Origin of the sequence: Neobacillus canaveralius (assembly GCF_047237705.1) — a bacterium.
In the GTDB taxonomy this organism is placed as follows: Bacteria; Bacillota; Bacilli; order Bacillales; family Cytobacillaceae; genus Neobacillus; species Neobacillus niacini_K.
The window spans coordinates 4,554,780-4,580,986 of record NZ_JBDFLL010000001.1 but is presented as its reverse complement, the minus strand read 5'-3'; the positions used below and the strand labels follow the sequence as shown (position 1 = coordinate 4,580,986).

The window sequence follows — 26,207 nt, the reverse complement described above, 5'->3', positions numbered from 1 at the left end:
TTTAAGTATTCATGGTAAACTAGGATAAAAACAAATGAGGTTGAGTATGGAACCTTTTGCATATAATCATCAATCATATTTTTCAATTAAAAATTGGATGGAACAATACCCTGGGCTAGAAGCTGGAATAACAACAAAAAAAGGCGGCAGCAGTACGGGAGTTTATGAGAATTTCAATATGGGTTTTCATGTCGGGGATCAAACGGATACTGTTTGTTCTAACCGGAATCAGTTGGCTAACCTTATTCAATTTCCGTTGAAATCATGGGTAGGTGCTGAGCAGACCCATGATACCGTAATTAGAAAAATTACCAAGACTGACCGTGGTAAAGGTTCAGATTCTTATGACAGTGCATTTAAAGGGACCGATGGATTTTATACGAATGAAGAGGGGATTTTATTAACTCTTTGTTATGCGGATTGTGTCCCTCTTTTTTTTATTTCTCCTAACCACCGGATGATTGGTGCAGCACATGCGGGCTGGAAGGGAACAGTAAATGAGATTGCGCGGAAAATGATAGAGAAATGGGGAGAAGAAGGAATAGCTCCTAATGAAATTTTTGCTGTAATTGGTCCATCTATATGTGAAAAATGTTATATTGTTAATGATTATGTAATTAACTTTGTAGAAAATACTCTAGAAGATGTCGAAAAAAAACCATATAATACAATAAAAGAAGGTCAATTTACATTAGACTTGCGAGAACTAAATAAAATCGTTCTTCTTAAGGCCGGTGTCCCAGAAAAAAATATTCAAATGACTAAACTATGTTCAAGTTGTGACCAATCGAAATTTTTTTCTCATCGCCGTGACCAGGGTAAAACTGGAAGGATGTTAAGTTATATTGGATGGAAGGAGACCTCCGAATGAAGGTTGCAGAAAATCTCATACATATCAGTCAGCAAATAAGCAAAGCGTGCTATAAGGTAAATCGGACTCCTGATGAGGTGAAACTGATTGCTGTTACCAAATATGTCAGTATTGATAGAGCGAATGAAGCCTTGGAAGCTGGTATAATAAATCTAGGTGAAAACCGTGATGAGGGGCTTTTAAAAAAGTGGGAGGTTTTAGGGGACAAGCCCATCTGGCATTTTATCGGATCCCTGCAGACTCGCAAAGTTAAAAATATAATCGACAAGGTAGAATATATTCACTCTTTAGATCGAATTTCATTAGCAGAGGAAATTAATAAACGTGCAGTGAAAAAAATCAAATGCCTACTCCAAGTCAATGTTTCACAGGAAGAATCAAAGCATGGCTTATCTCCTGAGGATGTAGTCGATTTTATAAAAGACCTTCGGGCATATGAGAATATTAGCATTGAAGGTTTAATGACAATGGCCCCGCTGACGGACGATGAAGAACAGCTTCGAACCTGTTTTCGAAAGCTAAAAGAGCTTCGTGATCAAATCAGAGATTATAATTTTGATTATGCCCCTTGTACAGAGCTTTCTATGGGGATGTCAAATGATTTTGAAATCGCGATTGAAGAGGGAGCAACGATGATAAGAATCGGAACTGCACTTGTCGGTGTGGCTGGTGAGGAGGAATAAAATGACGATTAAATCGAAATTAAAAACATTTTTCTTTTTAGATGATGACTATGATGATAATAATCAGGTTGAAGATGAAAAGGTTGAACCCATAAAGCCACAAAAACAGTCTATAAAACCTCAAAATGTTGTTAGTTTGCAAAGTGTCCAAAAGGCTTCTAAAGTAATTCTAGTAGAACCCAGAGTATATGCAGAAGCCCAGGATATCACCGACCATTTAAAAAACCGCCGTGCAGTTGTTGTAAATCTTCAGCGTATTGACCATGAGGAAGGAAGACAAATCGTCGACTTTTTGAGTGGAGCTGTCTATGCATTAGGTGGAGATATTCAAAAAATAGGTTCCAGTATCTTTTTATGTACTCCTGACAATGTGGAGATTTCTGGAAATATTTCTGAATTAGTGAAGGAACAAGAATATCAAGATACAAGGTGGTAAAAAGAAATGGATATTATTTTTAACGTTTTGATCCAATTACTTGGAATATATAAATGGATGCTGATCATCTATATCCTTTTATCTTGGTTCCCAAATATGAGGGACTCTCAGATTGGAGCTATTCTTGGTAAATTATGTGAGCCATTTCTAGAACCTTTTAGAAAAATCATTCCACCTCTTGGCATGATGGATCTTTCTCCTTTAGCAGCTTTCCTTGTTCTATCTTTTGCCCCGAATGGCTTAATAGTTTTACAAAACTTAATTTCTTAATTTAACCTATCTAGTCTCAAGGAGTTAAACATGAATATTTATCAGCATTTTCGCTCGGAGGAACGGGAATTTATTGATCAAGTATTACATTGGAAAGATTATGTTGATTCCAGCTATACAGCAAAGCTGACCGATTTTCTTGATCCAAGAGAGCAGCATATTTTAAAGGTCTTAATAGGTGAGAATGGAAATATAAAGTACCAGCTTTTTGGCGGGATTGCAGCGAGTGAAAGAAAAAGAGCGTTAGTCATGCCGGATTACCTGATACCGGCTGAAGATGAATTTCAAATTAATCTCTTTGAAATCGACTATCCTATTAAATTTGTTACGATCGAACACCCCCAAGTTCTAGGTTCACTCATGTCCCTTGGATTAAAACGTGGGAAATTTGGCGACATATTAATGAAAGATGGACGAGTGCAGTTTTTCGCTTCTGCAGAAATCAGTGATTATATTAAAAATAATTTAGAATCGATTGGCAAAGCTTCTATTCGATTAAAAGAGCTGTCCCTGGATGAGGCCATAACGACTGACGATTTATGGGCGGAGCAGGTCACAACTGTTTCCTCCTTAAGGCTCGATACCATTATTTCTGGTATTCATAATATCTCTAGACAAAAATCACAGCTCTTTATCCAACAAGGGTTAGTAAAAGTAAACTGGACATCTAAAGAAAATGTCTCTTTTGAATGTGCAGAAGGTGATCTATTGTCAGTCAGAGGACACGGCAGAGTAAAAATTTTGTCCATTGAAGGAAGAACAAAAAAAGATAAATGGCGAATAGTTGTCGGAAAGCAAAAATAATTTTATTTTTTTGCAGGATTTTCGAAAACATTGTCGAATAATTGCTTTATACACTAGATACATACATAAGATAGATTCTTGGAGGTGGCATCATGCCGTTAACGCCGTTAGATATTCACAATAAAGAATTTAATAAAGGGTTTCGTGGTTACGATGAGGACGAGGTAAATGAATTTTTGGACCAAGTCATTAAGGATTATGAATTAGTCCTACGTGAAAAGAAAGAAATAGAAGAACGTTTAAATGAAATGAAGGACCGTCTGGGTCATTTTGTTAATATTGAAGAAACTTTAAACAAGTCAATTATTATTGCACAAGAAGCAGGAGAAGACGTAAAACGTAATGCTCAAAAGGAAGCCAAACTCATTATCAAGGAAGCAGAAAAGAATGCTGACCGTATTGTCAACGAGTCGCTTTCAAAAGCTAGAAAAATTGCTCTTGAGATCGAGGATTTGAAGAAGCAATCAAAAGTATTCCGTACACGATTTAAAATGTTGATTGAAGCTCAGTTAGATATGCTTAATACAGACGATTGGGATCATTTATTAGAATATGAAGTAGATGCAACAGAATTAAAAATCCACGAAGAAGAAGATTCCTTAGCTTGACGAACTGGTATTATTTCGCATATAATTTTTTAACAGGTAAATAAAGAATGGTAATGACAATGAGAGGGACAGTACAATTTCTTAAAAACTTTTGATAGCGAACCAGGGAGGGTGGAAGCCTGGGAAAAGTGAGAAATTGGAAGATCACCCTTGAGTCCCAAACTGAAACTCTTATAATTAGAGGAATAAGTTATGGCGGGTTATTCACGTTACGAATCTTAAAGAGGATAGTACACTTTTGTACTATTTATCAGGGTGGTACCGCGGGAATAAAACCTTCTCGTCCCTTTTATGGGATGAGAGGGTTTTTTTATTTGTCTATTGGCAATTCTGTTTATGATGAGTATGTACAGGAGGAATAAGAAAATGGAATATAAAGATACGTTATTAATGCCAAAAACTGAATTTCCTATGCGTGGCAATCTCCCACAAAGAGAACCTGAAATTCAGGCAAAATGGGAAGAAATGAATATTTACAAAAAGGTTCAGGAGCGTACTGCAGGACGTCCAATGTTTGTACTCCATGATGGACCTCCATATGCTAATGGCGATATTCATATGGGTCATGCCTTAAACAAAGTATTAAAAGACATGATTGTTCGCTTTAAATCAATGAATGGCTTTAATGCACCATATGTTCCAGGCTGGGATACACATGGTTTGCCAATCGAGCAGGCACTAACAAATAAGGGAGTAAAACGGAAAGAGATGACGGTAGCAGAATTCCGTCAGCTATGTACAAAATATGCCCTTGAACAAGTAAGCAATCAGCGTGAACAATTTAAACGAATCGGTGTACGTGGTGATTGGGAAAACCCTTATATCACACTAAAGCCGGAATACGAAGCTCAGCAGATTAAAGTCTTTGGAGAGATGGCAAAAAAGGGCTATATTTATAAAGGTCTTAAGCCTGTATATTGGTCCCCTTCAAGTGAATCAGCTCTTGCTGAAGCTGAAATTGAATATCAAGATAAAAAGTCACCTTCAATCTATGTAGGCTTTAAAGTAAAAGATGGAAAAGGTGTTCTTAATTCGGACGTCCAAATTGTCATCTGGACGACTACACCTTGGACGATTCCTGCAAATTTAGGTATTTCAGTTCATCCAGACCTAACCTATGTAGTTGTTGAAACGAATGGAAACAAATACTTAGTGGCGGAAGCACTTCTAGAAGCAGTAACAAAAGAAATAGGCTGGGAAGATGTGACTGTTGTTCAAAAGGTACAAGGAAATGAACTAGAGAATATCCTTTCAGCACATCCATTATATGATCGTGACTCCTTAGTAATGTTAGGTGAACATGTCACAACAGATGCTGGAACAGGATGCGTTCACACAGCTCCAGGACACGGGGAGGATGACTTCCATGTTGGTCAAAAGTATGGACTTGAAGTACTTTGCCCAGTAGATGATAAAGGTGTAATGACGAGTGAAGCACCAGGTTTCGAAGGATTATTTTACGATAGTGCGAATAAGCCAATTGCTCAAGCTTTAGAAGAAGCAGGGGCTCTTCTGAAGCTTTCGTTTATCACACACTCCTATCCCCATGATTGGAGAACTAAAAAGCCTGTAATCTTTAGAGCTACAGCACAATGGTTCGCATCGATAAAAGACTTCCGCGATGACTTGCTTGAAGCAGTTAAAGAAACAAAGTGGGTACCAGCATGGGGTGAAACACGATTATTTAATATGGTCCGTGACCGCGGCGACTGGTGTATTTCACGCCAACGTGTGTGGGGAGTTCCAATCCCAGTGTTTTATGCTGAAAATGGAGAAGAAATCATTACGGATGAAACAATTGAACATGTTTCAGGCTTGTTCCGTGAATTGGGTTCAAATATTTGGTTTGAGCGAGAAGCAAAAGACCTTCTGCCGGAAGGCTTTACACATCCAGGAAGCCCTAATGGATTGTTCACAAAAGAAACAGATATCATGGATGTATGGTTCGATTCAGGTTCATCTCACCAAGCTGTTCTCTTAGAAAGAGAAGACTTAGTACGTCCGGCGGATTTATATCTTGAAGGATCAGATCAATATCGCGGTTGGTTTAACTCTTCACTTTCAACTGCTGTTGCAGTAACAGGGAAAGCTCCTTATAAAGGTGTACTTAGCCATGGATTTGCCCTGGATGGTGAAGGTAGAAAAATGAGTAAATCATTAGGAAATGTTGTTGTTCCGGAGAAGGTAATGAAACAATTAGGAGCAGATATTCTAAGACTTTGGGTGGCTTCTGTTGATTATCAAGCAGATGTTCGTGTATCCGATGCTATTTTAAAGCAGGTTGCAGAGGTTTATCGGAAAATCCGTAACACCTTCCGTTTCTTGCTTGGTAACTTGTCCGACTTTAATCCTGCAAGTGATCGTGTTTCATATGAAAACCTTCGTGAAGTTGATCAATTTATGCTCGTAAAATTAAATAAGCTGATCAAATATTCTTTAAATGCTTATGAGAATTACGAGTTCGCGGGAATTTATCATGCAGTTAATAATTTCTGTACCCTTGATTTAAGTGCATTCTATCTTGATTTTGCTAAAGATGTTCTTTATATTGAGTCAGTTAACAACCCTGAGCGACGTGCGATTCAAACGGTTCTTTATGATTCTTTAGTTGCATTAACAAAGCTTGTTACACCGATTCTTCCTCATACAGCAGATGAAGTTTGGAAATTCATTCCTGCAGTTACAGAGGAAAGTGTTCAGTTAACAGATATGCCAGAATACAAGGAACTAGATAATGCAAAGGCATTAGAAGAAAAGTGGACTTCTTTCATGAAGCTGCGTGATGATGTCTTAAAAGCACTCGAAGAAGCTAGAAATCAAAAGGTTATTGGTAAATCATTAACTGCAAAGGTTTCTTTATATGTGAATGAAAATACGAAATCCTTACTAGACTCTATCCAAGAGAATGTGCAGCAATTATTTATCATCTCTGGTTTTGAAGTTGCAGGAAGCTATGATCAAGCACCTGAAAATGCAATTAAATTGGACACAGCTGCAATTGTTGTCACCAAAGCGGAAGGTGAAACCTGTGAACGATGCTGGGTTGTTACACCTGAAGTTGGTAAGGATACAGAGCACCCTACACTTTGTCCTCGTTGTGCAGAAGTCGTTAAAGGAAACTATACACATTTAGCCTAAAAGAAAATCCCCATGATTATTTCATGGGTTTTTTTCATTATTTAACCTTTTCCGTTAATTGTTGTTGTGGATGTCAAATGTTTTCCCGGGTCAGACCAATTTCTACGGAGATAATATAAGAAATGACTTAACGGAGGTTACAACTATGAATGCAATGCAGGAAGAGCTGTTTTGGGAACTCCGTAAAACACAATTAGAAATAGTTAGATCATTGAGAAATAAGCAGAAAAATGAATGGATTGTCACGGTGTTAGAGGATGAATTAGAGGATATTACAATTGCGATGCAAAAGTTAGAAGAAGGTAATTTTGGACATTGTGAAACTTCAGGGGAACCGATACCCGAATATCTTTTGAAAATAATGCCGACGATTAAAACCTCTAGGGATTCAGAGATTTTAGAGTATTTTTATCGGAAACCAATTAATTCCACGATTTTCTAGCGTTACATTGTCGTTTAGATGAAGATTATGCTAAAATGCTAAGGAGTAAAGTCAACGTGTGAGATGGGGGTATTCCTTAGTGGTTTATTATTTAATCGCAATTTTTATTATACTATTGGACCAAGTGACAAAATGGCTGATTGTCACAAAAATGTATCTTGGTGAAAGTATACCAATTATTGGAGACTTTTTGTATATTACTTCTCACCGAAATCGGGGGGCAGCATGGGGGATATTACAAGGACAAATGTGGTTCTTCTATGTGATTACCGCTATAGTAATAATTGCGATCATTTATTACATTCAAAAAGAAGCAAAAGGTAAGTGGCTGTTAGGTGTTTCCCTGGCATTTATGCTGGGAGGCGCAATCGGTAATTTTATCGACCGCTTACTTCGTAAAGAAGTTGTTGATTTTATTCATACGTATATTTTCAATTATAACTTCCCAGTTTTTAATATTGCGGATTCGGCTTTAGTCATTGGCGTGGTATTATTAATGATTCAAATGCTGCGTGATGAGCGTGAAACAAAGGAGAAATCATATGGAGAAAATGGTACACACCATTCTTGAACAACAAAAGGGAGACCGGATTGATAAAGTTATTTCAACTTTAGATGAAGAATGGTCAAGAACTCAGGTTCAGCAATGGATTAAAGAAGGAAACGTCCTGGTAAATGGACAAACAATTAAAACGAATTACAAATGCAGTATGAATGATGAAATCGAGATTACGATCCCAGATCCAGAATTACTTGATGTAATTCCGGAAGAAATGGATTTAGATATTTATTTTGAAGATAAAGATGTTTTAGTGGTTAATAAACCAAGCGGGATGGTGGTTCATCCAGCACCTGGACATTTAACAGGAACACTTGTTAATGGATTAATGGCTCATTGTAAGGATTTATCAGGAATAAATGGTGTTTTAAGACCCGGTATCGTTCATCGTATTGATAAAGACACTTCTGGTCTATTAATGGTGGCTAAAAATGACATGGCCCATGAAAAGCTTGTAAACCAATTAGTAGAAAAAACCGTTACTCGGAAGTATAGAGCCATCGTTCATGGAGTTATTCCGCACGATTTTGGAACGATCGATGCGCCGCTTGGAAGAGATACAAAAGATCGCCAAAGTATGACCGTGGTCGATAATGGGAAGCATGCTGTTACTCATTTCCATGTGATTGAGCGGTTTAAGGATTTTACGTTTGTGGAGTGCCAGCTGGAGACAGGCAGGACTCACCAAATTCGTGTTCATATGAAATACATTGGCTATCCGCTCGCAGGTGACCCAAAGTATGGTCCAAAGAAAACATTGGATATTAATGGACAAGCATTACATGCAGGAATCCTTGGATTTAACCACCCTAGAACCAACGAATACCTAGAATTCGAAGCGGCGCTGCCTAAAGAATTTGAAGAGTTAGTAGAGCAATTGCGAAATAATCGTTGACATATTTGTCGAATTAAAGTACGATAACAACAGTTGAATATGCCTTTAAATCAGTCCAGTGAGGCTGAGAAGGAACGGATATTTTGGTTGGGATACCTATGCCCTTACCTAAAACTCTTGTACCTCTCACCTCGAAAGCGTGAGAGGTTTTTTTATTATACCAGGCGGGTGAGATGAGTGAATCAAAAAGCAGTAGTATTAGACGCACAAGCAATTGGAAGAGCATTAACAAGAATTGCCCACCAAATCATTGAAAAGAATAAAGGGATTGAAAATTGTGTGCTTGTAGGTATCCGAACTAGGGGAATATTCATTGCAGAAAGACTTGCTGCAAAAATCGAAGAAATTGAAGGAAAACCGATACCTGTTGGTGAATTGGACATTACCCTTTACCGGGATGATTTAACCAAAAAAACAGATGATCAGGAACCTCTCGTGAAGGGGTCAGATATTCCAGTGGAATTGACAGATAAAAAAGTAATTCTCGTTGACGATGTTTTATATACAGGCAGAACCGTAAGAGCAGGACTCGATGCCGTCATGGATCTTGGTCGTCCCTCGTCGATACAACTGGCTGTGTTGGTTGACCGCGGTCACCGCGAGCTGCCGATTCGAGCAGATTATGTTGGAAAAAACATCCCAACTTCGAGCAGTGAAAAGGTAGTCGTTGAATTAGAGGATGTCGATAAGGTTGACCAAGTAAGTATCTTTGAAAACTAAATAGTAACCCTTTAATTGCAGTCCTGTGAGGCTGACAAAGGGGAGTATGCCATCATTAAAGCTGGCATTTCCATACCCTCTTTGTACACTCGTGGACAAAGAGGGTTTTTTATTAGAAAACACAGACATAATAATAGAAAGATTGTGGAGGAGAAGAAAATGAACAACAAACCCATCCTAGACGTAAATCAGAGACCAAATCCTGCGCAATGGCTTACTTTAAGCTTACAACATTTATTCGCAATGTTTGGAGCAACAATTCTTGTTCCATATCTTGTTGGATTAAGTCCAGCCATTGCATTAATATCAAGTGGTTTAGGAACACTCGCTTTCTTAATGATTACAAAATGGCAGGTGCCAGCATATCTTGGTTCCTCCTTTGCTTTTATTGCTCCTGTCATTGCTGCAAAAGCAACAGCCGGACCAGGTGGTGCCATGATCGGTTCCTTCATGGCAGGTCTTGTATACGGTATTGTCGCTTTAGTCATTAGTAAAGCAGGACATCGCTGGATTATGAATCTGCTGCCTCCGATTGTAGTAGGCCCAGTTATTATCGTTATTGGTTTAGCGCTCGCTGGTACTGCTGTTAATATGGCAATGAATAACCCAGCAGGAGAATATAGCTTGATTCATTTCTCCGCTGCTTTAGTAACGCTGGCAGTAACCATTATCTGTACCATTTACATGCGCGGGATATTGAGCATTATCCCAATCCTTGCAGGTATAGTTGTTGGATACCTTTACTCTTTTGCAATCGGAATTGTTGATTTTAAACCTGTATTGGAAGCAAGTTGGTTTGAAATGCCAGAATTTATTATCCCGTTCGTAACCTACGAAGTGAAAGTAACCTGGGATTTAGCCCTTCTAATGGTACCAGTCGCGATTGTAACACTTTCTGAACATATTGGTCACCAGCTTGTACTTAGTAAAGTAGTTGGTCGTGATTACATTAAAGAACCAGGTTTACACCGCTCAATTTTAGGAGATGGAACAGCAACCATCATTTCGGCATTGATTGGCGGACCACCAAAAACAACTTATGGTGAAAATATTGGTGTACTTGCAATAACTCGAGTATATAGTGTCTATGTCATTGCAGGTGCGGCAGTTCTCGCTACTATATTTGGATTTATCGGTAAAATAACTGCATTGATCAGTACCATCCCAACACCTGTTATGGGTGGAGTTTCCATCCTGCTATTTGGAATCATTGCTTCCTCAGGCTTAAGGATGCTCGTTGACAGTAATGTCGATTTTGGTAACAATCGTAACTTGGTGATATCATCGGTCATTCTTGTCATTGGAATTGGTGGAGCATTTATAAAAGTATCAGAATCCTTCCAAATACAAGGAATGGCATTAGCGGCAATTGCAGGTGTCCTTTTACACTTAATCCTTCCTGGTAAAGAACCAGTAAGTGAAGATATGTTTGAACAAACAGTAGAAAAAGATAAACCAAAAACTGCATAAGAATAATCAACCTTTTAAAAGTAGTCCAGAGAGTCTATAAGGGTGTAATACTGAGTGATTGTAATGTGTCAGCACATTCATGAACTTTGTAAGATTTATTGCACCCTGATCTATTTACGGTCAGGGTCTTTTTTTACTAAATTCTAGGGATGGGGGAATAGCATGTTAAATCACTTGCTAACCACGAATGAGCTTAAAGTTGAAGAGATATATCAAGTTTTAACAGAGGCACAGCAATTTGCTGATGGAATGAAGTGGAGCCCAGAAACACAAATGTTTTCTGCTAACTTATTTTTTGAGGCTAGTACAAGGACAAAATCGAGTTTTGAAGTGGCCCAGAGACGGTTAGGGCTAAAGGTCATTCCATTTGAAGTCCAAACTTCAAGTGTTCAAAAGGGAGAAACCCTGTACGATACCGTAAAAACACTTGAATCAATTGGCGTTAATACGGTTGTTATTCGCCATGGGCAAGACCGTTACTTTGATGAACTCGTTGAAAAAGTAAATATCCCAATCATTAATGGAGGCGATGGCTGTGGTCATCATCCTACCCAATCTCTCTTAGACCTCTTAACCATCTATCAGGAATACGGCACTTTTACCGGCTTGAAAATAGCCATCATCGGTGACATTAGACACAGCCGAGTAGCACGTTCAAATGCCGATACCTTGACCAGATTAGGAGCGGAGGTTATTTTCTCAGGACCTATCGAATGGTTTGACCATCATAGTCTAAGTGCTGCGAGATATAGACCTATTGATGAAGCAATAGTAGAGGCTGATGTAGTTATGCTCCTGCGCGTTCAACATGAGCGCCATCAAAAGAAGGGAAGCTACACAGCGGCGGATTACCATAAACAGTTTGGGCTTACACTAGAAAGAGAGAAGATGATGAAGCCTCACAGTATCATTATGCATCCAGCACCAGTAAATCGAAATGTTGAGATATCTGATAGCTTAGTAGAATGCAAACGGTCAAGAATCTTCAAGCAAATGGAAAATGGTGTATTTGTCAGAATGGCTGTTTTAAAGAGGTCACTAGAAAGTTTAAAAGGAGTGTATGGAAATGAAACTACTTATTCAGAACGCCAGTTACATAGCATTTAACGGTGAAAAGGAACTGGCCGATATTTTAATAGAAGATGGAAAAATTGTAAAGATTGATAAAAAGATAGATACAGCGGCAGATCGAAAAATTAATGCGGACGGAAAGCTGGTTTCTCCAGGATTTATCGATTTACACGTCCATCTCCGTGAGCCAGGAGGCGAGAAGAAAGAAACAATTGCAACTGGTACACGTGCAGCAGCTAGAGGTGGTTATACAACACTTGCGGCAATGCCGAATACCAGACCTGTTCCTGATTCAGTGGAACAAATGGAATGGATGCAAAACAGAATTCAAGAAACGGCAAGTGTCCGTGTTTTACCTTATGCTTCAATTACGGTCAGACAGCTTGGCAGGGATTTAACAGATTTTGAGGGGTTAAAAAATGCTGGAGCTTTTGCATTTACCGATGATGGTGTTGGCGTACAATCAGCAGATATGATGTTAAAGGCAATGCAAAAGGCTGCCGCAGCTAACATGGCTATTGTTGCCCATTGTGAAGAAGACACATTGATAAATAAAGGCTGTGTCCATGAGGGTTCTTTTTCTAGAAAGAATGGGTTAAACGGAATTCCATCTGTTTGTGAGTCTGTCCAGATTGCGAGGGATGTACTGCTAGCAGAAGCGGCAGATTGCCATTATCACGTTTGCCATGTCAGCACAAAAGAATCCGTACGTGTGATAAGGGATGCTAAAAGAGCAGGGATTAAAGTGACTGCGGAAGTCACGCCGCACCATTTATTATTAACACAAGATGATATCCCAGATAATCTTGACCCTAATTTTAAAATGAACCCGCCTCTTCGCGATCAAGCTGACCGAGAAGCGCTGCTTGAAGGATTATTAGACGGAACGATCGATTTTATTGCAACCGATCATGCACCACATACAAGCGAAGAAAAAAATGAGGGAATTGAGCTTGCTCCTTTTGGAATTGTCGGGTTAGAAACTGCGTTTCCACTTCTTTATACACATTTAGTGTTAAAGAACATTATGAGTCTTGAACAGTTAATTGGTTTTATGACAAGAAAACCTGCTGAAACATTCTCTCTTCCGTTCGGAACGATTGAAGCAGGAGCTCCTGCAGACATCGTATTATTGAATCTTGATGAAGAAAAAGAGATTGATCCACAAGAATTTCTCTCTAAAGGGAAAAACACTCCATTTACTGGCTGGAATTGTAAGGGCTGGCCAGAAATGACGATTTTTAATGGGCAAGTAGTTTGGGAAAAAGGAAGTGTAACAGTATGAAAGCACAGCTAATTTTAGAAGATGGAACGATTTTTATCGGCGATGGTTTTGGAAGTCATATGGATACAATCGGAGAAGTCGTCTTTAATACAGGAATGACAGGCTATCAAGAAATACTTTCAGACCCATCCTATTGTGGGCAAATTGTTATGCTGACGTACCCACTGATTGGAAACTATGGAATCAACCGAGACGATTTTGAAACCATTAACCCTGCGGTGAAAGGCTTTATTGTCAAGGAAGCTGCAGAATTCCCTTCCAATTGGAGAAGTGAATTTACGATGGATGAGTATTTTAAAATGAAAAATATCCCTGGAATCGCAGGTATTGATACACGTAAATTAACAAGAATTATTCGTCAATATGGAACATTAAAAGGAGCCATCTGCTCGATTGAAAGTGATCCAAGTGAAGTAATTAGTCAACTAAGACAGACAAAGCTGCCGATCGACCAAGTGAGAAGAGTCTCCACAAAAAATTCTTATCCAAGTCCAGGCAGAGGAAAAAGAATCGTGCTTGTTGATTTCGGCATGAAACATGGTATTTTACGAGAATTAAATAAACGTAATTGTGATGTCGTTGTGGTTCCATACCATACAACGGCGGATGAAATTCTGCAATTACGACCAGACGGAATTATGCTTTCCAACGGACCTGGGGATCCAAAGGATGTCCCAGAAGCGATTCATATGATTAAACAATTACTAGGCTTAGTACCGATTTTTGGAATATGCCTTGGACACCAATTATTTGCATTAGCATGTGATGCCAATACAGTAAAAATGAAATTCGGACATCGAGGGTCTAACCATCCTGTTAAAGATTTAACAACAGGGAAAATCGCGATTACAGCACAAAATCATGGTTTTACGGTTGAAGAAAAGTCATTACAGAATACTAGACTGGCAGTTACCCATATTGCCCTAAATGATGGAACAGTCGAAGGTTTAAAGCATTTAGATTATCCTGCCTTTACTGTTCAATACCACCCAGAAGCGTCACCAGGACCTGAAGACGCCAACCATTTATTCGATCAGTTTCTTGCGATGATTGAAGATCAAAAACAGGAGGTTTCCACAACATGCCAAAACGTACTGATATAAACTCCATTTTAGTGATTGGTTCAGGACCGATTGTCATCGGCCAGGCAGCAGAATTTGATTATGCAGGCACTCAGGCTTGTATTGCTCTTAAAGAAGAAGGTTATCGTGTTATTCTTGTAAACTCAAATCCGGCAACCATTATGACAGATACAGAGATTGCGGATGCCGTTTATATTGAACCATTAACGGAGGAATTTGTTAGCAGAATCATTCGTAAAGAACGCCCAGACGCCCTTTTAGCAACTCTTGGCGGTCAAACAGGTCTAAACCTAGCTGTTGAGTTATCAAAATCAGGAGTCTTAGAAGAGTGTGAAGTTGAGATCTTAGGAACAAAGTTATCAGCGATTAAACAAGCGGAGGACCGTGATTTATTCCGTACTCTAATGAATGAACTTAGTGAACCTGTTCCAGATAGTGAAATCATCCATGAATTAGCGGAAGCACATGCATTTGTTGAAAAAATCGGATTTCCTGTCATTGTTCGTCCTGCTTATACACTTGGCGGAACAGGCGGCGGAATCTGCCATAATTCTGAAGAGTTGGATGAAATCGTTACGAGCGGTTTAAAGCATAGTCCCGTAACCCAATGTTTACTTGAGAAAAGCATTGCCGGTTATAAAGAGATTGAATACGAAGTAATGCGCGATGGAAATGACAATGCCATTGTAGTATGTAATATGGAAAACATCGACCCTGTGGGCGTTCACACAGGGGACTCGATTGTCGTAGCGCCAAGCCAAACATTAAGTGACAGAGAATATCAGCTCTTAAGAAATGTTTCTCTGAAAATTATTCGTGCACTGGGAATAGAAGGCGGATGTAATGTTCAGCTGGCACTAGACCCTTATAGCTTTAATTACTATATCATTGAAGTAAATCCAAGGGTAAGCCGTTCTTCAGCACTTGCCTCAAAAGCAACAGGTTATCCGATTGCTAAACTTGCAGCAAAAATTGCAGTAGGCTTAACGCTAGATGAAATGCTTAATCCTGTAACAGGAAAAACATATGCAAGCTTTGAACCGGCCCTAGACTATATCGTTACAAAAATTCCGAGATGGCCATTTGATAAATTTGAATCAGGTAATCGTTCACTTGGAACGCAAATGAAAGCCACAGGCGAAGTAATGGCGATTGGAAGAACCTTTGAGGAGTCTTTATTAAAAGCAATCCGCTCGTTAGAAGCTGGTGTATACCATTTCGAATTAAATGGAGCAGAGGAAATCAATAATGAATTACTAGAAAAACGAATTTGCAAAGCTGGAGATGAGAGGCTCTTTTATATCGCTGAAGCACTTAAGCGGGGGATTACGGTAGAAACCATTCATCAATGGAGTCAGATAGACTTATTTTTCTTAAACAAGTTCCAAGGAATAATCGAATTAGAAACAAAGATTGCTTCGAATCAAATGGATATGGATATCCTTAAGGAAGCTAAACAAAAAGGCTTCTCTGATAAAACGATCGCGGAACTTTGGAATCAAAAGGAACAGGATATATATAACCTACGCAAAGATTTGGGTTTAATCCCAGTGTATAAAATGGTAGATACGTGTGCAGCTGAATTTGAGTCAGAAACACCTTACTACTATGGAACATATGAGGAAGAAAATGAATCGATTGTGACTGACAGACAAAGTGTCATTGTTCTTGGTTCTGGACCAATCCGTATCGGCCAAGGTATTGAGTTTGATTACGCTACTGTTCATTCTGTTCAAGCTATTAAAGAAGCTGGTTATGAAGCCATTATTATTAATAATAATCCAGAAACGGTTTCGACTGATTTCAGTATCTCGGATAAGCTTTACTTTGAACCATTAACGATTGAGGATGTAATGAGTATTATTGATTTGGAAAAACCACTAGGTGTAGTCGTACAATTTGGTGGGCAGACAGCGATTAATCTTGCTGCAAAGTTAGAAGAAAATGGAGTAAAAATTCTCGGAACAAGCCTAGAGGATTTGGATCGTGCAGAAAACAGAGATAAATTCGAGCAAGCTCTGGTCCAGCTCGATATTCCAATGCCGCTTGGAAAAACTGCATTATCCGTTTCTGAAGCAGTTGAAATTGCAAATGAAATTGGCTACCCAGTTCTTGTACGTCCTTCTTATGTACTTGGCGGCAGAGCGATGGAAATTGTCTATCGCCAAGAGGAATTGCTTCATTACATGGAAAATGCGGTTAAAATCAATCCTGAACATCCAGTTTTGATTGATCGCTACTTAACAGGAAAAGAAATCGAAGTGGACGCCATCTGTGACGGAGAAAATGTTTTAATACCTGGAATTATGGAGCATATTGAACGTGCAGGGGTCCATTCTGGGGATTCGATTGCAGTTTATCCGCCACAAACACTTTCAGATAGAATCAAACAGACGCTGATTGAATATACCGAGAAAATGGCGAAAGGTCTAAACATTGTTGGGCTGTTGAATATTCAGTATGTAATTTCTAAGGATCAAGTATATGTCCTTGAAGTCAATCCACGTTCAAGTCGTACTGTTCCATTCTTAAGCAAAATCACAAACGTTCCAATGGCTAAAATTGCAACTAAAGCAATCTTAGGAGTTTCAATTGTGCAACAAGACTACTCACCTGGGATCGTCCCTGAAAAGAGTGGAGTGTATGTAAAAGTTCCAGTTTTCTCCTTTGCAAAATTGAGAAGCGTTGATATCACGCTTGGACCGGAAATGAAATCGACGGGTGAAGTAATGGGAAAAGATAGTACACTTGAAAAAGCTCTTTATAAAGGCTTAGTTGCCTCAGGTATGAACATTCAAAAATTTGGTACGGTATTGTTTACTGTCGCGGACAAAGATAAACAAGAATCATTAAAGCTTGCTAAACGATTTGCTGCAAACGGCTACCGCTTAATGGCAACAGGTGGTACAGCCGCAGTTCTCGAGGCTGCTGGTCTGCCTGTTAAGATCATTGGAAAAATTGGCTCAGAAGGCAAAACACTGCTCGACGTGATTCATAATGGAGAGGCCCAGTTCATCGTCAACACACTTACTAAAGGAAAGCAGCCTGAACGTGATGGCTTTAGAATCCGACGTGAAGCAGTTGAAAATGGAGTTCCATGCCTAACTTCATTAGATACAGCAGACGCCATCCTTAAAGTAATTGAATCAATGAATTTTTCAGCAGAAGCCATGGCAGTAGAGGAAAAGGAGGTTGTTTTTGCTTGATAAAAAAGGAAATATGTAAAATCATCTCCCAAAAAGAAATTGCAAAAGATATTTTTCAACTAAGTGTTGAAGCAGATTTCGTGAATGAGATTAATGCACCTGGACAGTTCGTGCATATTCGGGTTGCAAAAGCACTAGATCCACTGTTGAGAAGACCGATTAGTATCTCTTCTGTTGATAAGCTTAACTCTCAATTTACGATGATTTATCGCAAAGAAGGAAAAGGGACTACACTGCTTGCTGAAAAAGGCCCGGGAATGTTGCTAGATATTCTCGGTCCCTTAGGCAATGGTTTTCCTGTCAATGAAGTGAAAGCAGGGGAAACTGCTTTACTTGTTGGCGGCGGGATTGGTGTTCCACCGTTATATGAACTTTCTAAGCAGTTGACCGCAAAAGGAGTAAAGGTGATCCATGTCCTTGGTTTCCAGACAGAATCTGCTGTATTTTATGAAAATGAGTTTTTAGAAAATGGAGACACTTATATTACAACAGTGGACGGTTCTTACGGGAAAAAAGGTTTTGTTACCGATATTATTAAAGAGTTAGATTTTGACTGTTTATATACTTGCGGCCCAACACCTATGCTGAAAGCAATTGAAAAGCAGTATTCTCATAAGAAAGTGTTTCTATCGTTAGAAGAAAGAATGGGCTGCGGGGTAGGAGCATGCTTTGCGTGTGTATGCAAAACAAGCAATGAGACAGAAGATGTATCCTATAAAAAAGTTTGCAGTGATGGCCCAGTTTTCCGTGCCGGGGAGGTATTAATATGAGCAGATTAAACATACAGTTACCTGGTTTAAACTTAAAAAACCCAATCATGCCAGCTTCCGGCTGCTTTGGATTTGGTAAAGAATATAGCCAATTCTATGACTTAAGTACACTTGGTGCTATTATGATTAAAGCCACGACGGTGGAACCTCGGTTCGGCAATCCTACCCCGAGAGTTGCAGAAACATCATCAGGAATGCTTAACGCAATCGGACTGCAAAATCCGGGTTTGGAAAAAGTATTAAGCAATGAACTTCCTTGGTTATCGCAATTTGATGTACCGATTATTGCCAACGTTGCCGGATCATTGGAAGAAGACTACATCGAGGTGGCAGAACACATTTCTAAAGCTTCTAATGTTCATGCATTAGAATTGAATATTTCCTGTCCGAATGTAAAAACAGGAGGAATCGCTTTTGGAACGATTCCAGAGGTAGCAAAGCAGTTAACTCGGAAAGTAAAAGAAGTTTCTGATGTACCGGTTTATGTCAAGCTTTCACCAAACGTAACCAATATAGTAGAAATGGCAAAAGCCGTAGAAGATGGTGGTGCAGATGGCTTAACGATGATCAACACGCTTGTAGGAATGAGGCTGGACTTAAAGACAGGTAAGCCAATCTTAGCCAATCGTACTGGCGGTCTATCGGGTCCCGCGATTAAACCGGTCGCACTACGGATGATTTATGAAGTGAGTCAGGCAGTAAATATCCCGATTATCGGGATGGGCGGTATCGAGTCTGCTGAGGATGTAATTGAATTCTTCTACGCTGGTGCCATTGCAGTTGCCGTTGGTACAGCAAATTTTGTGGACCCATTTGTTTGTCCAACCATTATTGAAGAACTACCGTCGCTGTTAGATACATTAGGCTATGAACACATCAGTGAATGCAGGGGAAGGAGCTGGAAGGAGCATGGACAACTCGCTTATCATCGCGCTTGATTTTGCCAATCGTAAAGAGGTAGAGCAATTCTTACAGCCATTTAATGGGAAGCAGCTGTTTGTAAAAGTTGGGATGGAACTATTTTATCAGGAAGGTCCTGAAATTGTTCATTATTTAAAAGGAAATGGACATCGTATTTTTCTAGATTTAAAGCTTCATGACATTCCCAATACCGTAAAGAGTGCAATGAAGGGTCTTGCAAGGTTAGAATGTGACCTTGTCAATGTACACGCTGCAGGCGGTAAAGAAATGATGCGTGCCGCTTTAGAAGGATTGGATGAAGGGACTGCAGCTGGCAGTAAGCGTCCAGCATGTATAGCTGTGACCCAGCTCACTAGTACATCTGAAGACCAAATGAATAAAGAACAGCTCATTTCTGTTCCGCTCGAAACATCCGTACTTCATTATGCCTCACTCGCAAAAGAGGCTGGTTTAGATGGAGTTGTTTGCTCAGCGTGGGAGGCGAAACCGATTCGTGAAAAATTGGGTGACAGTTTTTATACAGTTACTCCAGGTATACGAATGGAAGAAGATAATACGGGAGACCAAAAACGAATCGCCACTCCTGAATTTGCAAGGGACGCTGGTGTGTCGTCGATTGTCGTAGGTCGTTCGATCACACGATCAAAAGATCCAGTAAAAAGCTACGAAAAATGGGTAGATGCATGGAGGAGAGTTCAACTATGAAAAAATTAATTGCAGAAAAATTATTAACGATCAATGCGGTAGCTTTGAAACCTAACGAACCATTTACATGGACTTCAGGATTGCGCTCGCCAATCTATTGTGACAACCGCCTAACTCTTTCGTATCCGGAAGTAAGAAAAGCAATCGCACAAGGTCTGCAAGCTATAATTCTTGAGAAATACCCAGCTGCAGAAGTAATCGCTGGGACTGCAACAGCAGGGATTCCACATGCTGCGTGGGTTAGTGATTTATTAAACTTACCAATGTGTTACGTACGTTCGAAAGCAAAAGGTCATGGCAAAGGTAACCAAATTGAAGGCAAAGTAGAAAAAGGTCAGAAGGTTGTTGTCGTTGAAGATTTGATTTCTACAGGAGGCAGTGTCATAACAGCTGTTCAGGCACTTAGAGAAGCTGGCTGTGAAGTGCTTGGAGTAGTTTCCATTTTTACATATGGGCTTGAAAAGGGGAAGGAAGCATTCCAACAAGAAGAGATTCAAAGTGAATCACTAACGGATTTTGCAAACCTAGTTGAGGTGGCAATTGAAATGGGCTACATCAGCAAAAACGATCAAGAAAGTTTACTGTCATGGAGTGATGCCCCATCAGAATGGAGTAAGAGATTTGAATAAAACAATAGCCCCGGAAATCCGGGGCATATTTATTATTTCTTAAGTTTAAGAACCAATTCTTCTTCAGGAGTAACATATACTGTCTGTTGATTATCATAAATAACAAAGCCAGGCTTTGCACCGCTTGGTTTTTTAACATACCGCACCTTTGTATAATCTACTGGTACGGAACTGGAGTTTCGAGCTTTGCTAAAATAGGCAGCCAATTTTGCTGCTTCATGGACAGTTGCTTCGGATGGTTCTTTACTGCGGATGACCACATGGGAGCCAGGAATGTCTTTGGTATGAAGCCAGATCTCATCTCTTGCCGCAAGTTTGTTGGTCAAATAATCATTTTGCTTATTATTTTTACCAACGATCATTTCAGTGCCATCAGAAGAAAGGTAATGATCTAAAACAGGCTTAGCATTGGATATCTTTTTCGCATTTCGTTTTTGCCGGTCGCGGATATATCCCCCTTCTACCAATTCCTCACGAATTTCTTGAATGTCCTTAGGGGACGCTGAATGCACCTGTTGAAGTAAATTCTCAAAATAAAGAACTTCCTCCCGTGCTTTTTCGATTTGTTCGATAACAATGGAAACAGATTTTTTTGCTTTCTGGTATTTAGAAAAATACTTTTGAGCATTTTCTGATGGCGTCTTCCGGGGATCCAAGGCAATCGCCACTGTGCCGCCCATTTCATCGTAATAATCGATTACTTCGATTTCTTTCATCCCTTTTTTTGCAGCATAGAGATTTGCTGTTAACAATTCACCATATCGTTGGAGCTCGTCTGCTTTTTCAGCTTCTCTTAATGTGCTTTCTAACTTTTCAATTTTTTTCTCATTCTTTTCTTTTTCATTGATGATTAACCGCTCAATATCATTTCCTTGCTGCTTTACCCTGTCCCGTTCAGCTTTTCCAAAATAAAAACGGTCAAGCAACTCGCTTAAGGTGGAAAAGGTTTTTACTTCGCCTTTAATATGCTGTAGAGGAAAGAGGTAGAACACTTCCTTATTATCTGTTGACATGATAGAAGGCATAAGCTCTCCACTCTTGATTCTTTGTATCAACTGAAGGAACGCTGTCGGTAAGGTTTCTCGGTTGGCAATGCCGCTTTGGTAAATAACTTCTTTTGCGAATAACGGTGAGGTACCATCAAAATGCTCAACAATTTGCTTATCAAGCTTACCGCTGTTAAAATCAATTTTTCTCAATATATCGTCAGTACCAACCATAAAAGGGTTTTGTTTGTGTTGTTCTGGCGGGTAAATATATGTCTGCCCTGGCAATATCGCTCTGTGACTGTTTACCGCAAAAGACACGTGCTTAACGCTATCAAGTATGATATTCCTAGTTTTATCAACCAGTACAATATTACTGTGTCTTCCCATGATTTCGATAATTAACTGTTTGTAGCTGACATCACCGATTTCATTCCTGCCTTTTATTTCAAAAATAATCATCCGATCATTTTCTACTTGGTATACATCCTCTAATATATAGCCCTCAATATGCTTTCTTAGCAGCATACAGAACATTGGCGGTTCGCTGGGGTTTTCATATACTTCATTCGTTAGCTGTACACGTGCGTAGCTGGGGTGCGCTGAAAATAATAATTTTTGGTTCACTCCATTTGCACGGATTGTTAGAATGACTTCATTTTTATAGGGCTGATGTACTTTGTTAATTCTGCCGCCTTTTAGAGTGCGTGAGAGTTCATCAACCATTGCTTTTGTAAATAAACCATCAAATGACATGGAAAACATCCTTTACTTCAAACATATTTATTCCTTTAGTATAGCTTACTAGGTTAGAGTATGTCTCATTTTATCTTGTTCATGCAGTTATCATAACTCGTCTTAATTATCATAGCATTTTTTGGGACGAGGCTGAATAAGCTTTCTTTAGAGTATGTCTAACAATATTTAGGGGGAAGTGAGATGGTCGGATGAAATTCCATGAGATGGAGATAAATCAAGTAGAAAAGGTCTTAGATACCGACTTTTCTTCTGGGTTATCACCAGAAGCAGTAAAGAAACGAATTGCGGAGCATGGGCTAAATGAATTGCAGGAGGGGGAAAAGCAATCTGCTTTGCTCTTGTTTTTTAGTCAGTTTAAAGATTTTATGGTCTTAGTGCTGCTTGCAGCCACGCTTTTATCAGGATTACTTGGTGAATATATTGATGCAATTGCGATTATTGCAATTGTGATTATTAATGGTTTCCTTGGTTTTTTTCAAGAAAGACGAGCTGAGAGATCATTGCAGGCTCTAAAGGAATTATCTGCCCCACAGGTTTCTGTGTTACGGGAAGGTCAATGGGTGAAAATCCCTTCTAGAGAAATAGTTCCAGGAGATATTATTAAATTTTCAAGTGGAGACCGAATTGGCGCGGATGTAAGGATTATTGAATCCAGAAGTTTGGAAGTTGAAGAGTCAGCACTTACAGGAGAGTCAGTGCCGGTTTCGAAACATATAGATCGCTTAAAAACAGTTAACCCTGGGATTGGTGATATGGAAAACATCGCCTTCATGGGCACGATGATCACTAGGGGAAGTGGTGTAGGAGTCGTAATCGGAACAGGTATGAAAACTGCTATGGGACAAATTGCCGATTTACTCCAAAATGCCCAAACGCAGGAAACTCCCCTGCAGCGTCGCTTAGAGCAGTTGGGGAAAATTTTGATAACTGTTGCTTTATTGCTAACCGTTCTTGTAGTTGCGATTGGAGTCTTACAGGGACACGAACTTTATACGATGTTCTTAGCAGGTGTATCCCTTGCAGTAGCAGCAATTCCTGAGGGATTACCGGCAATTGTAACAGTTGCATTGTCTCTCGGAGTTCAAAAAATGATTAAGAAAAATGCGATAGTCAGAAAACTGCCGGCAGTAGAAACACTTGGCTGTGCGTCGGTTATTTGTTCTGATAAAACGGGAACCATGACACAAAACAAAATGACTGTTACCCATTTATGGAGCGGTGGTAACACTTGGACAGTCGACGGTGTGGGCTATCAGCCTCGTGGTGATTTTTATCGCGGTGATACTCTTGTACATCCAAAAGATGAAAAAGCCCTACAGCAAATGCTCATCTTTGGAATGATCTGCAATCATTCAGAATTAAAAATCAAAGATGAGGATTACATTCTTGACGGAGATCCGACAGAGGGTGCACTGCTTGTTAGTGCTATGAAAGCGGGACTGGATCGTACAAATTTATTAGATGAGTTTACTATCATAAAGGAATTTCCGTTTGACTCTGCAAGAAAAATGATGAGTATGCATGTTAAAGACAAGCAAGGCAGGAATTTTATTGTCACAAAAGGGGCACCCGATGTAATCATAGGTAAGAGCGAATCCATCCTTTGGGATGGTAAGACACAATATCTGGGACAAAGTGTCCAAAATCAAGTCCAGGAAGCAATCAATAACCTTGCTTCAAAAGCTCTAAGGACAATTGCGATTGCCTTTAAATCTATCCCTGCGAATACCGTTATCCTTAGCGAACAGGAAGCAGAAAATAAATTGACCTTTATTGGTGTCCAAGGAATGATTGACCCGCCTAGACCAGAAGTTAAAGACGCGGTGAAAGAGTGTAAGGAAGCAGGAATAAAGACAGTAATGATTACAGGCGATCATGTGATAACAGCTAAAGCGATTGCCGCACAGCTGGGAATTTTATCGAATAAAAGTATGGTTCTAGATGGAAATGCTTTATCAAACATGTCTGTTGAGGAACTAGAGGAAGTAGTAGATGATGTATCTGTATTTGCTCGTGTTTCACCAGAGCATAAATTGAAAATTGTTAAGGCTTTACAAAATAGAGGCCATATTGTAGCAATGACGGGTGATGGTGTAAATGACGCACCAGCCATTAAAGCTGCCGATATTGGTGTGGCTATGGGAATTACCGGAACAGACGTAGCGAAAGAAGCCTCTTCACTTGTACTTTTAGATGATAATTTTGCAACCATCAAGTCTGCAATTGAGGAAGGCAGAAATATCTATGAAAATATAAGAAAGTTTGTTCGATACTTACTGGCTTCAAATGTAGGAGAAATTTTGGTCATGTTGTTTGCCATGATCTTAGCACTGCCGCTGCCATTAGTTCCAATTCAAATTCTTTGGGTTAATTTAGTGACTGATGGACTGCCGGCAATGGCATTAGGATTGGACCGTCCTGAAGAGGATGTAATGAAGCGAAAACCGCGCAGTCCCAATGAAGGGGTATTTTCTCGAGGATTAGGATGGAAAGTAGTTTCAAGGGGTTTTCTGATTGGTATCGTTACCCTATTAGCCTTTATGATTGTCTATAAACAGAATCCTGAAAATCTGCAATATGCACAAACAATTGCATTCGCAACTCTAGTGTTAGCGCAGCTCATCCATGTATTTGATTGTAGAAGTGAAAAGTCCGTTTTATCTAGAAATCCATTTGGGAACCAATATCTTGTTTGGGCGGTTGTCTCTTCTCTTGCTTTGATGATTGCGGTTATCTACTACCCGCCATTCCAGCCAATATTCCACACCTTACCAATATTAGCAAAAGACTGGCTTTTGATTATCGGTCTATCATCGATACCAACTTTTTTACTAGCAGGAACATTTTTGTTAAGAAAAACAAAATAAAGTGTGTTATAATCCAAAAGGTAGTAGAGATGACTCTATTACCTTTTGTTAGTTCTAGCAAAAAAAACAATATACTTTTACATAGTAGGTTAACCGCTCAGAAGATTGGAGTGTCCTTGATGGTTATAAGTATGACGGGCTTTGGGAGAAGCAGAATTTCCTCTGCCTCTTTTTCTGTAAATGTGGAAGTAAAAACAGTCAACCATCGTTTTAGTGAAATAAATGTTCGGATGCCGAGGCAGCTGTTAAAGGTAGAAGATAAGATTAAGAAAAAATTGAATCAGCATATTAGGCGTGGCAGAGCTGAAGTCTATATAATGATAGAAGGGGAAGGTGCAGTTACTCGGAAAATACAGGTTGATTGGAAGCTGCTCGAAGAGTACTACCTGTTTATTAAAGAAGCACGTGATAAATTCAATATCGAAGGAAATGTTTTACTTCAGGATATATTGACACGTAACGAATTTTTACATATCGAAGAAAATGATGCTGGCAACGAAGAATTGGAAAATTTAGTACTAAGCGCAACAGAAGAAGCAGTTTTACTATGTAAGCAAATGCGAGTAACTGAAGGAGAAGAGCTAAAAAAGGATTTGCTCACTTCTTTATTACAATTAGACACAAATATTGATGATCTAAAAGAGTACGCCCCACTAGTTGCCTCCGCCTATAAAGAACGTTTAATGAAAAGAATTGAGGAATTAGTACAAGGTCAAATTGATGAAAGCCGTGTATTAACCGAAGTGGCGATCTTTGCTGATAAAATAGATATTAACGAGGAATTGACAAGGTTAAATAGCCACGTTCAGCAATTTAAACAAACATTAAACGAGATTGATCCTATTGGAAGAAAACTTGATTTTCTTGTGCAGGAGATGAATAGGGAAGCTAATACCATTGGGTCAAAAGCAAATGATTCAAATATTACTAAAAAGGTAGTTGAAATAAAAAGTTTGCTTGAGAAACTGAAAGAACAAGTTCAAAATATTGAATAAATGTGTTTAGAAATTGGTTGACTCGACCAAAATAT

General features: G+C 39.3%; 23 protein-coding genes and 1 other annotated feature. Of the genes, 22 read left to right on the top strand and 1 reads right to left on the bottom strand.

What is annotated here, in order from left to right:
• Positions 1 to 46 precede the first annotated feature (46 nt).
• The 20 genes from pgeF to pyrE all read left to right on the top strand — a co-directional run bounded on the left by pgeF (position 47) and on the right by pyrE (position 20,565).
• Positions 47 to 871 carry a peptidoglycan editing factor PgeF gene (pgeF, locus tag ABC255_RS22315; protein WP_412996969.1) on the top strand — a complete coding sequence of 275 codons (825 nt, stop codon included), beginning with the start codon at positions 47 to 49 and terminating at the stop codon, positions 869 to 871.
• Positions 868 to 1,554, top strand: a complete 687-nt coding sequence (locus ABC255_RS22310) for a YggS family pyridoxal phosphate-dependent enzyme (protein WP_412996967.1) — start codon at positions 868 to 870, stop codon at positions 1,552 to 1,554. The genes pgeF and ABC255_RS22310 overlap by 4 nt, the downstream gene beginning before the upstream one ends.
• 1 nt (position 1,555) lies before the next feature.
• Entirely contained in the window at positions 1,556 to 1,990 is a 435-nt protein-coding gene (locus ABC255_RS22305) for a cell division protein SepF (protein ID WP_412996966.1), read from the top strand.
• A gap of 6 nt (positions 1,991 to 1,996) precedes the next feature.
• Positions 1,997 to 2,260, top strand: coding sequence for a YggT family protein (locus ABC255_RS22300; protein ID WP_412996965.1), 264 nt, complete (start codon positions 1,997 to 1,999; stop codon positions 2,258 to 2,260).
• Positions 2,261 to 2,290: 30 nt separating this feature from the next.
• Positions 2,291 to 3,064: a YlmH family RNA-binding protein gene (locus ABC255_RS22295; RefSeq protein WP_412996963.1), complete on the top strand. Its 774-nt coding sequence runs from the start codon at positions 2,291 to 2,293 to the stop codon at positions 3,062 to 3,064.
• Between the two features lie 92 nt (positions 3,065 to 3,156).
• Positions 3,157 to 3,672 (top strand): DivIVA domain-containing protein, encoded by a 516-nt coding sequence (locus ABC255_RS22290; RefSeq protein WP_179597292.1) that lies wholly within the window; start codon positions 3,157 to 3,159, stop codon positions 3,670 to 3,672.
• Between the two features lie 50 nt (positions 3,673 to 3,722).
• Positions 3,723 to 3,963, top strand: a binding site (T-box leader).
• Positions 3,964 to 4,038: 75 nt separating this feature from the next.
• The gene (ileS, locus tag ABC255_RS22285; RefSeq protein ID WP_412996961.1) at positions 4,039 to 6,810 is read left to right on the top strand and encodes an isoleucine--tRNA ligase; all 2,772 of its coding nucleotides are present in this window, start codon (positions 4,039 to 4,041) and stop codon (positions 6,808 to 6,810) included.
• A 145-nt stretch (positions 6,811 to 6,955) separates the two neighbouring features.
• Positions 6,956 to 7,252 carry a TraR/DksA C4-type zinc finger protein gene (locus ABC255_RS22280; protein ID WP_412996960.1) on the top strand — a complete coding sequence of 99 codons (297 nt, stop codon included), beginning with the start codon at positions 6,956 to 6,958 and terminating at the stop codon, positions 7,250 to 7,252.
• A 79-nt stretch (positions 7,253 to 7,331) separates the two neighbouring features.
• A complete protein-coding gene (lspA, locus tag ABC255_RS22275) occupies positions 7,332 to 7,823 on the top strand; it encodes a signal peptidase II (RefSeq protein ID WP_335532833.1) in 492 nt (163 codons plus the stop codon).
• A complete protein-coding gene (locus tag ABC255_RS22270) occupies positions 7,795 to 8,706 on the top strand; it encodes an RluA family pseudouridine synthase (protein WP_412996958.1) in 912 nt (303 codons plus the stop codon). The genes lspA and ABC255_RS22270 overlap by 29 nt, the downstream gene beginning before the upstream one ends.
• A 177-nt stretch (positions 8,707 to 8,883) precedes the next feature.
• A complete protein-coding gene (gene pyrR / locus ABC255_RS22265; protein ID WP_335532829.1) occupies positions 8,884 to 9,426 on the top strand; it encodes a bifunctional pyr operon transcriptional regulator/uracil phosphoribosyltransferase PyrR in 543 nt (180 codons plus the stop codon).
• Between the two features lie 159 nt (positions 9,427 to 9,585).
• A complete protein-coding gene (locus ABC255_RS22260) occupies positions 9,586 to 10,896 on the top strand; it encodes a solute carrier family 23 protein (RefSeq protein ID WP_412996956.1) in 1,311 nt (436 codons plus the stop codon).
• Between the two features lie 162 nt (positions 10,897 to 11,058).
• Positions 11,059 to 12,003 carry an aspartate carbamoyltransferase catalytic subunit gene (locus ABC255_RS22255; RefSeq protein WP_412996954.1) on the top strand — a complete coding sequence of 315 codons (945 nt, stop codon included), beginning with the start codon at positions 11,059 to 11,061 and terminating at the stop codon, positions 12,001 to 12,003.
• Positions 11,963 to 13,252: a dihydroorotase gene (locus ABC255_RS22250; RefSeq protein WP_412996952.1), complete on the top strand. Its 1,290-nt coding sequence runs from the start codon at positions 11,963 to 11,965 to the stop codon at positions 13,250 to 13,252. Before ABC255_RS22255 ends, ABC255_RS22250 begins: the two co-directional genes overlap by 41 nt.
• Positions 13,249 to 14,355 (top strand): carbamoyl phosphate synthase small subunit, encoded by a 1,107-nt coding sequence (locus ABC255_RS22245; protein WP_412996950.1) that lies wholly within the window; start codon positions 13,249 to 13,251, stop codon positions 14,353 to 14,355. The genes ABC255_RS22250 and ABC255_RS22245 overlap by 4 nt, the downstream gene beginning before the upstream one ends.
• Positions 14,334 to 17,540, top strand: a complete 3,207-nt coding sequence (gene carB / locus ABC255_RS22240; protein WP_412996948.1) for a carbamoyl-phosphate synthase large subunit — start codon at positions 14,334 to 14,336, stop codon at positions 17,538 to 17,540. The genes ABC255_RS22245 and carB overlap by 22 nt, the downstream gene beginning before the upstream one ends.
• Positions 17,537 to 18,310 carry a dihydroorotate dehydrogenase electron transfer subunit gene (locus ABC255_RS22235; RefSeq protein WP_335532818.1) on the top strand — a complete coding sequence of 258 codons (774 nt, stop codon included), beginning with the start codon at positions 17,537 to 17,539 and terminating at the stop codon, positions 18,308 to 18,310. Before carB ends, ABC255_RS22235 begins: the two co-directional genes overlap by 4 nt.
• A complete protein-coding gene (locus tag ABC255_RS22230; protein WP_412996946.1) occupies positions 18,307 to 19,248 on the top strand; it encodes a dihydroorotate dehydrogenase in 942 nt (313 codons plus the stop codon). Before ABC255_RS22235 ends, ABC255_RS22230 begins: the two co-directional genes overlap by 4 nt.
• Positions 19,220 to 19,936, top strand: coding sequence for an orotidine-5'-phosphate decarboxylase (gene pyrF, locus ABC255_RS22225; RefSeq protein ID WP_412996944.1), 717 nt, complete (start codon positions 19,220 to 19,222; stop codon positions 19,934 to 19,936). Before ABC255_RS22230 ends, pyrF begins: the two co-directional genes overlap by 29 nt.
• Positions 19,933 to 20,565 carry an orotate phosphoribosyltransferase gene (gene pyrE / locus ABC255_RS22220; protein ID WP_412996943.1) on the top strand — a complete coding sequence of 211 codons (633 nt, stop codon included), beginning with the start codon at positions 19,933 to 19,935 and terminating at the stop codon, positions 20,563 to 20,565. Before pyrF ends, pyrE begins: the two co-directional genes overlap by 4 nt.
• Before the next feature lie 32 nt (positions 20,566 to 20,597).
• Here the strand turns inward: pyrE and ABC255_RS22215 are convergent, their stop codons facing one another.
• Complete coding sequence (locus ABC255_RS22215; RefSeq protein ID WP_412996941.1) at positions 20,598 to 22,307, bottom strand: Rqc2 family fibronectin-binding protein; 1,710 nt, start codon at positions 22,305 to 22,307, stop codon at positions 20,598 to 20,600.
• A 191-nt stretch (positions 22,308 to 22,498) separates the two neighbouring features.
• Between ABC255_RS22215 and ABC255_RS22210 the strand changes: the two genes are divergently transcribed.
• Positions 22,499 to 25,177 carry a calcium-translocating P-type ATPase, SERCA-type gene (locus ABC255_RS22210; protein WP_412996939.1) on the top strand — a complete coding sequence of 893 codons (2,679 nt, stop codon included), beginning with the start codon at positions 22,499 to 22,501 and terminating at the stop codon, positions 25,175 to 25,177.
• Between the two features lie 119 nt (positions 25,178 to 25,296).
• The gene (locus tag ABC255_RS22205) at positions 25,297 to 26,172 is read left to right on the top strand and encodes a YicC/YloC family endoribonuclease (RefSeq protein WP_412996937.1); all 876 of its coding nucleotides are present in this window, start codon (positions 25,297 to 25,299) and stop codon (positions 26,170 to 26,172) included.
• The last annotated feature ends 35 nt before the right edge of the window (positions 26,173 to 26,207 follow it).